Here is a 10,457-nt window from a genome sequence, read left to right as displayed (position 1 = left end):
TGGAACTCGACCGCCTCAGCGTCGTCGGCGGCGGCTCGATCTACCCGACCGCGCAGAACTTCTGCCTCGCGCTGCGCGACCAGGGCGTCGCCACCGCCCTGACCACCCTGCTCGTCCACTCCGAGCCGCGGGTCAAGGAGCTCCTCGGCATCCCGGACGGCGTCATCACCGCCGCCCACATCGCCGTCGGCTACCCCGCGCGCGGCTTCCCCGCCAAGCTGAGCCGCATCCCGGTCGACGAGATCGTCTTCGACGAGACCTACGGGAATCCCCTGGCCTCCGGCTGACCGGCGACAGCCGGCCGCACAGGCGAGATCTCACGGCAAGGCCCCTGGAACACGGTTCCGGGGGCCTTCCTCGTTCCGCGGCCCTCGGTTTGACGTATTTACGTAATTACGTAGTATCGGAGGCGTGGCTGAGGAGAACCTGTCGGAGCGGGTCGCGCGCCTGGAGGAGCGGGTGGCCCGGTTGGAGGAGCCGTCCGCGGCCGTGCGCCGTCCCGACGCCGACGACGCCTTCTGGGCCCTGCACGGCCTGAAGGACCGCGCCGACGACCCCGGCGCGGTGCTGTTCACCGGCTCGGTGACGCTGCCGGCCGGGGAGCACTACGAATGGCAGCAGGGCCACACGGTGGACGACCTGCTGGCGGACGACTGGTCGCAGGCCGCCGAGACGCTGAGCGCGCTGGCGCACCCGGTGCGGCTGCTGCTGCTCCGCGAGATCCTCCAGGGCTCCCGCACCACCGCCGAGCTGGCCGCGCACGAGCGCCTCGGCACGACCGGCCAGCTCTACCACCACCTGCGCCAGCTGGTCGCCGCCGGCTGGCTGCGCACCACCGCGCGCGGGCAGTACAGCGTCCCGGGCGAACGGGTGGTGCCCGTACTGACCGTGCTCGCCGCGGCCCGCCGCTGAGCGGCCGCCCCGGCGGACCGATCGGAGGAGAGATGCTCAGAACGACAGCCCGCTTCAGGACGGTGTTCCTCCTGCTCGGAATACTGCTGTCCCTCACCGAACGCCTGCACGGGGTCGATGCGGTCTGGTGGGCCGGCCTGGTCCTGATCGCCGCCGGGATCGTGCTGTTCTTCGTGCCCGGCGGCGGCTCGGAGCGCGACCCGGTCACGGTGCGCGGCCCGGTGCGGGGGCGCTGGGTGCCGGTCAACAGCCCCGCCGACAAGGTCCCCAGCCACGGGACCCACGAGCTGGGGCAGACGTACGCGATCGACCTCGTCCACGTCCCCGACGGGACCGGCCCGTGGCGTCCGCTCCGCCGGTGGCCGCTCGCGGCGCCACCCGGCTCGTTCCCGGCGTTCGGGCAGGACGTCCTCGCGCCCGCCGACGGAGTCGTGGTGCAGGCGAGCGGATGGCAGCGCGACCACTGGAGCCGCAACTCCTGGCCCGCCCTCGTCTACCTGCTGGTCGAGGGCATGGTGTTCCGCCAGGTGCTGTCGCTGCTGACCCTGTCCGCGGGACGGTTCGTCGTCGGGAACTCCGTCACCCTCGACCTGGGCGACGGCGTGTACGCGGTCTTCGCGCACCTGCGCCGCGGCTCCCTGCGCGTGGCGAAGGGCGACCGCGTCCGCGCGGGCGACGTGCTCGGCGAGGTCGGCAATTCCGGGAACACGTCCGAGCCGCACCTGCACTTCCACCTGATGGACCGCCCCCGCCCGCTGGCCGCCGCCGGCGTCCCGTTCGCCTTCCCCTACGAGTCCGGCGGCCGGACCGAGACCGGCGTCCCCGGCGCCCGCGCCCCGTTCACCGTCCCGGCCCCGGAGGCGCTCGCGCCCCGCGCCGCTGTTGACTAACCGGTCGGTCAATAAGAGCATGGGGGAGTGCGGACCAGGGACCCGGCGGGCAAGAAGGCGGCGCTGATCGACGCGGGCCTGGCGCTCGCCGAGGAGGCGGGGCTCGGCCGGCTGAGCGTCGACAAGATCGTATCCGCGGCCGGGGTGGCGAAGGGGAGCTTCTTCCACCACTTCGGCACCCGGGCGGGGTTCCTGACCGAACTGCACCGAGCCTTCCACGACCGCATCGCCGAGCGCATCGACGACGCGATCGCCGGTCTTCCCCCGGGACGCGACCGGCTGCTCACCGCCACCCGGGCCTATCTGGACGGGTGCCGCGCCGACCGCGCCGTCCGCGCCCTCCTGGTCGAGGCGCGCGCCGAGCGGGAGATCCTCGCCGAGGTCACCCGGCGCAGCGACCAGTTCGCGCGGCTGGCCGCCCCCGACTTCGCGGCCCTGGGCCGGGCGCGGCCGGCGGCGGCCGCGAGGCTGTGGATCACGATGGCCCGCGACGTGGCGGTCGCCGAATCGGGAGCGGACGCCGTCCTTCCGGAACTGCGCACCGCACTCGCGGAGTACCTGGACGGCCCCGGGTGACCGCCGCGGCGGCACCGGCCGCCGGCCCGCACGTGGACGGGGCCGTGCTCGCCGAGCCGGCCGCACGACCTGATCAAGAGGAAGCCTGAGCCGTGGCGTCCGCACCCTCCCGAAAGCGGCACTGGGCGGTGTTCGCCGTGGCTGCGGCGCTCTCCCTCCTCCTTTCACCCATCACGGCGATCTACGCCGGGGTGATCGGTGCCCTCGGGTTCATGACCAGCCTGGCCGCCGGACGGGTCATCGCCGGACGGGCCATGACCCGTCCGGCGATGGCGTTCGCCGGCATCACCGCCGGCGGCCTTCCCTACATCATCGCCGGGCTCGCCATCTGAGGCCGTCCGGTACGCGGGCTGAACGCGGGCTGATCGCCGACCTCGCCGGCACCTGACGTGTGCCGCCGGCCGGCGCGGCACCATCTCCTGGCCGCGGACGAGGTCCGCGGGCAACCGCCTGGCCAGTTCGCCGGCACCCCGAGCGTAGAGCGGGTCCACGGCCGCGACCCGGGCGCCGCCCGCACCCGCCACGGCGGCGAAACCGGACGCCCCGCCCGCGCAGTCGAGCGTGACGCCGGCCAGGTCGCGGTCGGTGAGAGCGAACATCGCCCGGTATTCGGCATGGGAACGGGACGTGACGAGCATGCGCCCTATGCCTCGGCCTTCTGTGCGCCGTGCAGGCCGAGGACGCCCTCCACCGCGCGGACGGTCAGCTCCTGATCGTGCGGTGCGTGCCCGGCGAGCGCGATGGCGACGCCCTCCAGGACGCCCATGTACGCCAGCGCGACCTTCCTCGCGGGAGGGCCGGGCGGGATCGTCCCGTCCCTGCGTCCCGCTCTCACCAGCCGGGTGACGCGTTCGACGCCCGTCTCCCAGGTCCGCTCGATCTCCCGGCCGACCGGGTGGTCCTGCTCGCTGAACTCGATCCGGAGCGCCATGATCACGCGGGCGATGTCCCGCCGGCAGAAGACGGCGTGCCCGCGCGCCAGCGCGAGCAGCTCCGCCACCGGTGCGGTTTCCCGCCTGGCCGGCTCGCCGACTTCGCTGAGCCAGTTCTCGTGGACCCACTCCACCACCGCGAGGGCCAGGTCCTGCTTGTCCTTGAACTGGTGGTACAGGGCACCGCGGGTGTATCCGGCGTCCCGGGCGACGTCGGCGAGCACGATGTTCCCGTAGCCGTAGCGGGACAGCCCCCTGGCCGCCGATTCGAGCAGGGCGGACCGGCTGCGGGCGCTCCGCTCCGCCTGCGTCGCGCGCCGGGCCGTCCCCGGGGCATCCGAGCTACGTACGTTCATGTTCGTACGTTACTTGCTGAGCCGGGTCTCCCCGTGGTCATCCGTACCGGCGAAGCCGTTCGGGCAGGTCCACGGCGCCCGCGCCGGCGACGGCGACATAGGTCGCGTGCCCGATCACGACGGTGCCGCCGTCCTGTTCCCGGCGCATCGTGAACGACATCGACAGAGAGGTGCGTCCGATGCGCGTCGGCGCGACCTCCATCACCAATATGTCGTCCAGGCGTGCGCTGCCTCGGTAGTCGCATCCGTTCGCGCGGATGACCAGGTCGACGCCGTCCGCGCGCACCGCCCCGTAGCCGCCGGCGAAGCGGTCCAGCCATTCCAGGAAGCCGTCTTCGAAGAACTCGTAGTACCGGATCGCGTGCACCATTCCCTGCGCGTCGCACTGCCTGGGCTTGACCCGTACCCGGCACACCGCGACGGCCGGCTCTGCCTCCATGAGCTTCCTCCCCAACGGCACGTTCCCCGGAAGCTCTCAGGATCGCGTGTCCCGAGCCCGGGGGGATCGCCGGAACCGGTCGGCCCCGGTGGTGCGGCGACCCGGATCACCCGGCGCTCCGCCGGGTGATCCGCGTCGCGTTCCCGGCCCGGTTCTGGCGGGTCGCCGCCCTCCAAGTTAACATGCATGCACGCATGTATGTATATGAAGGGCGATGCGATGAGTTATCTGAGGTACGTCGCGGTGGGGGACAGCCAGACCGAAGGGCTCAACGACGGCGACGAGGAGACCGGCTACCGGGGCTGGGCGGACAGGCTGGCCCGCATGCTGGCCGAGCGCGAGCCCCGGCTGCGCTATGCCAACCTCGCCGTCCGGGGCAGGCTGGCCGGGCAGATCCGGGCCGAGCAGACCGCCGCGGCCCTCGCGCTGGAGCCGGACCGTGACGGTCATGGCGGGCATGAACGACCTGATGCGGCCCGGATTCGACGCGGCCGCCGTCGCGGAGGAGCTGGACGCCATGCTGGCCGCCTTCACCGGCTGCGGCGCACGCGTGGTCACGTTCACCTACCCCGACATCGCGCGGCTCGCCCCTCTCGCCCGGTACGCCCGGCCCCGGGTGCTGGACTTCAACGCGCGGATCCGGGCCTCCGCCGCACGCCACGGCGCCCTCCTGGTGGACACCTTCGGCTACCCGGTGACCACCGATCCGCGGATGTTCAGCGCCGACCGCTACCACCTCGCCCCGGCCGGGCACGCGCGCCTCGCCGCGGCCGTCGCCGAGGCGCTCGGCCTGCCCGGCAGCGACGGGTCCTGGGCCGAGCCGTTCCCGCCGGCGCCGCCCGCGCCGCTGTGGCGCCGCGCCCGCACCGAACTCGCGTGGGCCTCCGGCTTCGCCGGCCCCTGGATCGTCCGCCGGCTGCGCGGCCGCTCGTCCGGCGACGGCCGCAGCGCCAAACGCCCCCGGCTGGAGCCGGTGGTGTGACGCGCGCGGGCGGCGGCTCAGGTGCGGGGCGCCTGCGGGTGAGCGCGGGCGAGGAAGGGCAGGACCGCGGTGAGGAAGGCTTCCGGGTCCTCCGCGAAAGGGGCGTGGCCCGTCGGCAGGGGGTGCCAGGTCGCGCGGGGCATCGCGCGGCGCGCGGATCCGCCGTCCCGGCCGAGGAGCGGGTCGCGGGTGCCCCAGACCAGCAGGGTCGGGGCGGTGATCCGTGCCGCGCGCTCGCGCAGGTCGTGGTCCGCGTCGGTGAAGCTGCGCCAGATCGCCGCCTCCACCGCGACACTGGCCCCGTCGCTCCGCCGGGCGGCGTCGCGGGCGAGCATCTCCCGCACGACCGGGGTGCGCCCGCGCAGGTAGAGCCGGGAGAGTCGGCCGGCCAGCGACCGCGTCGCGGTCTCGGTTCCCTTCAGGCGGATGACCGCGCGGGTGAGGGCGGTCTGGCGGGTGAAGCCGCCGCTGTTGACCAGCACCAGGGCCGAGACCGCGTCCGGATCGGTGATCGCGAGCCGGGCGGCCGCGTAGCCGCCCACGCTGTTGCCGATGAGCGCGGCCCGCCGCAGCCCCAGCCCGGCCAGGATGTCCGGCAGGATTCCCGCGAAGGCCATGGCGGTGGCGGCCGCGGGCTCCGGTGGAGCGGGGGAGCCCCCGTAACCGGGCCAGTCCACCGTGTAGGTCCGGAACCGGCCCGCCAGCGCCGGCACGACGGCGGCGTAGTCGCGCCCGTCGCCCGGGTTGGCGTGCAGCAGCACCACGGGCGCCCCCTCGCCGCGCATCGCCACCCTGACCGGCCCCAAGGCGGTCGCGATCACCGAGCACGCACCGGAAACGTCGGTCAAGATCATCACCCGCTCGCAGGGTCGGCAGGTGCGGCGGGCCGCGTCCGCTCCGCACCGGCAGGCATGGGACGCACGCTACTAACAACCGACCGGTCGGTCAATAAGGGGCCGAGGGCATGGTGGCCCGCCAGGTGCTGTCGCGCGGCCCTCGCCCGACCTCGGCTCAGGGGCCTTTCTGCTCTTGCGGGGGCGGGAACAGGGCCGTCTGGACGAGCCGCCTCCCGGCGCTCGGGTCGACGAGCACCCCCCGGCCCGGGGGGAGCGGCCGGGCGTCCAGGCCGAACAGGTTCCCCTCGTCCCTCCGCCCGGACATGACGAGCACGGGGGAGGCCGCGTCGTCGAGGCTCCTGATCAGCGGGTCGTACATGGCCCGGCCGGCTCCCACCATCGAGCGCGCCAGGATCAGGTGGAAGCCGATGTCCCGGGCCTGCGGCAGCAGCTCGATGATCTGCTCCAGCGGGTTGCCCGACGGCGTAGCGACCAGGTTGTAGTCGTCCACGACGAGGAACAGTTCCGCGCCCGACCACCATGACCGGTCGCGGAGCTGCTCGGGGGTCACGCCGACGGGCGGGAACCGGGCAGAGAGCGCGCTGTGCACCTCCCCCAGGACCTGCTGCGTCGCGACCTTGGAGGCCCCGTAGCCGATGTGGTGCTCGGTGTCGGCGGAGTCCAGCAGCGAGCGGCGGTAGTCCACGATGATGATGCGTGCCTGCTCCGCCGTGTACCGGCTCTCGATGCCGTGGATCAGCAACCGCAGCAGGTTCGACTTCCCGCATTCGGTGTCGCCGAAGACGGCGAAGTGCGGGTTCTTGACGAAGTCCAGGAAGACCGGCGACAGCGCCTCTTCTTCTATGCCGATGGGGATGCCGCGGTCGGAGTCCGCGGGGAGGGCGTCGAAGGGGAGCAGCGCGGGAAGCATCCGGATGGGCGGCGCCGGCGGCCCGCTCCACGCCTCCTTCACCGCCTGAACCATGGAGCGCATCCCCTGTGCCAGGTCGTCCGCGGAGGCATTGCCGTCGATGCGGGGCAACGCGGAGAGGAACTGCGCTCCGTCGGGCACGATCCCCCGCCCCGGGCGCCCCTCCGGCACGAGAGCCGCCGCTTCGGGGTCGATCTGGGATTGCGAAGGGTCCGGCAGGCGCAGTTCGAGGCAGTGGCGGAAGAGCTCCCTGATCCCGGGTTTGAACTCTGACCAGGACCCGGCCGTGACGATCAGGTGGAGCCCGGCCCCGAAACCGGCGCCGGCGAGGTCGGCGACGAGGTCTTCGACCCCATCCTCGACGTCCCGGAGCGCGCCCCAGTTGTCGATCACGAGGAACACGTCGCCGTACTCGTCGGGGGCCAGTGCGGGCGTCCTCCGCAGTTCCTGCCAGGTCGCCGCGGTCCTGGCTCCCGCGTCCTCGACCTTCCGGCGGCGGTGCTCGGCGAGCGCGGTGAGTTCGGCGATGGTGCGGTGCACCAGTTCCGGCTGCCGGCGGGACGCGATGGACCCGACGTGGGGAAGCTCGCCGAGGCCGCCGACCGCACCCGGGCCCGCACCGAAGTCCAGGCAGTAGAACTGGGCCTCCGCAGGGGTGTGGGTGAGCGCGATCGACGCGACGAGGGTCGCCACCAGGGTCGACTTCCCGGTGCGCGGCCCGCCGACGATGGCGAGATGCCCGGTGGCCATGCTGACCCCCAGCCACCTGAGGCTCTGCTCGCTGGGCACGTCCACGACTCCGGCGATGGAGGTCAGATCAGATACATGCCGCCGCTCATCGGCGGCGGTGAGGCCGCTGCCGGGCGTCCGCCGGAGCGGAGGCAGCAGCTGATCCAGCGTGTGCGACTCGTTCAGCGGCGGCTGCCAGATCCGGTGAGCGGCCGGCCCCTGCCCTTCGAGCCTGCTCAGGATCAGTTCGAGCGGGGACCCGCCGCCGGGCGCGGACGAACTCTTCACGTACGCCGCCCTCCCGGCACCAGTGCCGCCTGGAAGCCGATCATCGTGTCGGCGCCGAACTTCAGATAGCCCCTGCCCGGCTGGTTCGGCAGGGTGTAGGCGTCCGGCACGCCGAGCATCATCCGCGACTCCTCGGCCGAGTAGGTGCGCATGCCGATGCGGTAGGTCATGTGGGCCCCCAGGCGCCGGGACGTCGCCTCGTCGAAGCGCTGCGAGGACAGCAGCAGATGGACGCCCAGCGACCGGCCCCTGCGGCAGATGTCCTCCAGGCCGTCGGCGAACGGCGGCCAGAGCGACGGCAGCTCGGCGAACTCGTCGATCACGATGAGCAGTGCGGGCAGCGGCTCCAGTTCGGCGCCCTGCGCCCGGGCCTCCTCGTAGGCCCGCTGCGTCCCGTGGTCGCGGGACTGCAGCAGCTTCCGCCGCCGGGCCAGCTCGGCGGCCAGCACGGCGCGCAGACGCTCGATGAGCGCGAGCTCGTCCTGCAGGCCGGTGACGACCGCCGACACATGCGGAAGACGCTCGAAGCCCCCGAACGTGCCGCTCCCCTTCCCGTCGATGAGCAGGAAATTGAGCACCTCCGACGAATGGGTGACGGCCAGGCTGAGGACGAGCGTGCGCAGCAGCTCCGACTTGCCGGACCCGGTCGCTCCGACGAGCAGCCCGTGCGGGCCCACCCCGCCCTCCGCGGGCTCCTTCAAGTCCAGTTCGACGGGCCGCCCGAGGAGGTCCACGCCGATGACGGGGCGCAGCAGCTTGTCGCGCGTGCGCCGCGACCACGCGCCGGACGTGTCGAACGTGGACGGGTCCGGCACGCCGATGAGTTCCAGCAGGCCGGGCGACCGCATGGCGGGGCCGTCCTGGCCGTCCAGCGCGGGGACCCGCGGCCCCCGCCACGCCGCCGCGATCCGGCCGACCAGCTCGTCGACCGCCGCCGAGTCGTCCTCCGGCGTCCCGTCCGGGCCCTCCGACGCCGCCGGCACCGCGATGCGCACGTAGCGGCCGCCGCGGGACAGCCCGAATCCGGGGCCGCTCGGCGGCAGCGCGCCCGCGAGCTGCGCGTCGATGCGCGACTCCTGCGGGTCGGCGAGGGCCAGCTCGATCCAGTTGCTCAGGTGGGGGAGCAGCTCGTCCGGGATGTCGCGCCAGCGGTCGGACGAGACGGCGAGGTGCATCCCGTAGTAGGCGCCGAGCTGGGCGATGCGCAGGCACAGGCGGGCGAACTCGGGGTAGCGGTCCGCGAAGTCCGGCCAGGAGTCGATGAGCAGGAAGACCTCGCCGACCTCGTCGCCCGGGATCTCGCCCCGCAGCCTCCTGGAGCGGAACAGCCGCGGCGAGCGGATCCGCAGCATGCCGCACACCTGCTCCCGGCGGCTCAGCAGGGCCGCCGCGCCCTCCACGATCTCCCGGACGGCGTCCCGCTCCGAATAGTCGGCGATCTTGCCGACGTGCGGCAGCCCGGCCAGCCGCGCCAGCCCGTCCGGCTCCCCGTGCAGCGCGTAGATCTGGGCCTCCGCGGGGGAGTGGGTGAGCGCCAGCGAGCACGCCAGCGTGCGCAGCACCGACGTCTTTCCGCTCCACATGCCGCCGACGATCCCGACGTGCGCGGCGCCGCCGGAGAGGTCGAGCGTGAGCGTCTCGCGCAGCCCGTGCTCGGGGTCGTACATGCGGCCGAGCGGCACGGCGAAGGTGCCGTTGCGCGGCCAGCCCGGGGCGCACAGGCCCCGGTCCTCGGTCGGCACCAGCGCCGGCAGCAGCTCGGTGAGCGGCAGGCTCTCCTCCCCGAACGGGTCGGCCCGCGCGTCGGCGTCCCGGTGCCAGAGCGCCGCCTTGGCGATCGGGATGTTGCCCTGCACCCCGGACGTGAACTCGGTGGGCGTCTGCGGGACGCCCGACCGGCGCACATGGTCCTGGATGTGCACGAACAGCTCGTGGGCGGTGATGACGCCGTCGTTGTCGGCGTCCGCGCGTCCCGTGCCGAGCCCGTCGATGATCGCCTCGGTGAAGACCGAGCGGAACGGGCCCGACCGGTGCTTCATGGTCTCGCCCTCGTAGGCGAACTCCAGGACGTCCGAGGCCGCCATCACGTACGTGCCCTTGCCCGCGGCCTGCGCGCTCAGCTCCCCGCCGTCCGTCGCCGCGAACGGCTCCATGCCCTGCACGAACGCGCCGCCGTAGCAGCAGTCGAGCAGCAGGATCTTCCCGGCGGCGCGGCACCGGCTCATCTGCTCCTCGACGAACCGCGCGGACACCGACGTCGACTCGGGGAGGTCCCGCCGCGTCCGGACGGTGGTGAAGAACAGCCGCCCGTGCTTGTCGCGGATGCCGTGGCACGACATGTAGAGCATGACGGTGTCCGCCGGGTCGCGCCGGCCGAACAGCTCCTCGATGTGCTCCTCGATCGCCGACTTCGGCTCGTTGGCCAGGACGAGCACCCGGTCGAAGTAGCCGATCGAGTCGTCCTCCAGCAGCGCGGCGAGGCGCCGGGCGTCCTGCGCGGGCGAGCGCAGCAGCCGCAGGCCCGGGTCGACGTACTCGGTCGTGGCGACCAGCAGGGCGATCCTGCTCATGCCGGGCTTCGGGACC

General features: G+C 73.4%; 11 protein-coding genes and 1 pseudogene. 7 read left to right on the top strand and 5 right to left on the bottom strand.

What is annotated here, in order from left to right:
• The 5 genes from ACIWVC_RS25530 to ACIWVC_RS25510 all read left to right on the top strand — a co-directional run.
• Positions 1-287 (top strand): nitroreductase family protein (locus ACIWVC_RS25530; RefSeq protein WP_396450221.1); only part of this gene is annotated, 287 nt, incomplete at its 5' end.
• Positions 288-411: 124 nt separating this feature from the next.
• The gene (locus tag ACIWVC_RS25525; protein ID WP_396450219.1) at positions 412-912 is read left to right on the top strand and encodes an ArsR/SmtB family transcription factor; all 501 of its coding nucleotides are present in this window, start codon (positions 412-414) and stop codon (positions 910-912) included.
• A gap of 32 nt (positions 913-944) precedes the next feature.
• Positions 945-1,802, top strand: a complete 858-nt coding sequence (locus tag ACIWVC_RS25520) for a M23 family metallopeptidase (RefSeq protein ID WP_396450217.1) — start codon at positions 945-947, stop codon at positions 1,800-1,802.
• 27 nt (positions 1,803-1,829) lie between these two features.
• Entirely contained in the window at positions 1,830-2,378 is a 549-nt protein-coding gene (locus ACIWVC_RS25515; protein WP_396450215.1) for a TetR/AcrR family transcriptional regulator, read from the top strand.
• Between the two features lie 92 nt (positions 2,379-2,470).
• Positions 2,471-2,710 carry a hypothetical protein gene (locus ACIWVC_RS25510; protein WP_396450213.1) on the top strand — a complete coding sequence of 80 codons (240 nt, stop codon included), beginning with the start codon at positions 2,471-2,473 and terminating at the stop codon, positions 2,708-2,710.
• 311 nt (positions 2,711-3,021) lie between these two features.
• On the opposite strand, the gene ACIWVC_RS25505 is transcribed toward ACIWVC_RS25510, so the two are convergent.
• Positions 3,022-3,666, bottom strand: coding sequence for a TetR/AcrR family transcriptional regulator (locus tag ACIWVC_RS25505; protein WP_396450212.1), 645 nt, complete (start codon positions 3,664-3,666; stop codon positions 3,022-3,024).
• Between the two features lie 37 nt (positions 3,667-3,703).
• Entirely contained in the window at positions 3,704-4,105 is a 402-nt protein-coding gene (locus ACIWVC_RS25500) for an acyl-CoA thioesterase (RefSeq protein ID WP_396450210.1), read from the bottom strand.
• A 186-nt stretch (positions 4,106-4,291) separates the two neighbouring features.
• Here ACIWVC_RS25500 and ACIWVC_RS25495 point away from each other — a divergent pair.
• Both ACIWVC_RS25495 and ACIWVC_RS25490 read left to right on the top strand, forming a co-directional pair.
• Positions 4,292-4,456, top strand: a pseudogene (locus ACIWVC_RS25495) (hypothetical protein); the annotation flags it as partial.
• Positions 4,457-4,460: 4 nt separating this feature from the next.
• Positions 4,461-5,087, top strand: coding sequence for an SGNH/GDSL hydrolase family protein (locus tag ACIWVC_RS25490; RefSeq protein WP_396450208.1), 627 nt, complete (start codon positions 4,461-4,463; stop codon positions 5,085-5,087).
• A 17-nt stretch (positions 5,088-5,104) separates the two neighbouring features.
• Here ACIWVC_RS25490 and ACIWVC_RS25485 read toward each other — a convergent pair whose 3' ends face one another.
• The 3 genes from ACIWVC_RS25485 to ACIWVC_RS25475 all read right to left on the bottom strand — a co-directional run bounded on the left by ACIWVC_RS25485 (position 5,105) and on the right by ACIWVC_RS25475 (position 10,441).
• Positions 5,105-5,935, bottom strand: coding sequence for an alpha/beta fold hydrolase (locus tag ACIWVC_RS25485; RefSeq protein WP_396450206.1), 831 nt, complete (start codon positions 5,933-5,935; stop codon positions 5,105-5,107).
• 163 nt (positions 5,936-6,098) lie between these two features.
• On the bottom strand, positions 6,099-7,871 hold the full coding sequence (eccCb, locus tag ACIWVC_RS25480) for a type VII secretion protein EccCb (protein WP_396454659.1): 1,773 nt from the start codon (positions 7,869-7,871) through the stop codon (positions 6,099-6,101).
• Positions 7,868-10,441 (bottom strand): FtsK/SpoIIIE domain-containing protein, encoded by a 2,574-nt coding sequence (locus tag ACIWVC_RS25475; protein ID WP_396454658.1) that lies wholly within the window; start codon positions 10,439-10,441, stop codon positions 7,868-7,870. Before ACIWVC_RS25475 ends, eccCb begins: the two co-directional genes overlap by 4 nt.
• Between the last annotated feature and the right edge of the window lie 16 nt (positions 10,442-10,457).

The sequence above is a fragment of the Actinomadura sp. genome (genome assembly GCF_044508335.1).
Lineage (GTDB): Bacteria > Actinomycetota > Actinomycetes > Streptosporangiales > Streptosporangiaceae > Spirillospora.
The sequence above is the reverse complement of the archived record's forward strand: the minus strand, read 5'-3'. Positions and strand labels throughout refer to the sequence as shown.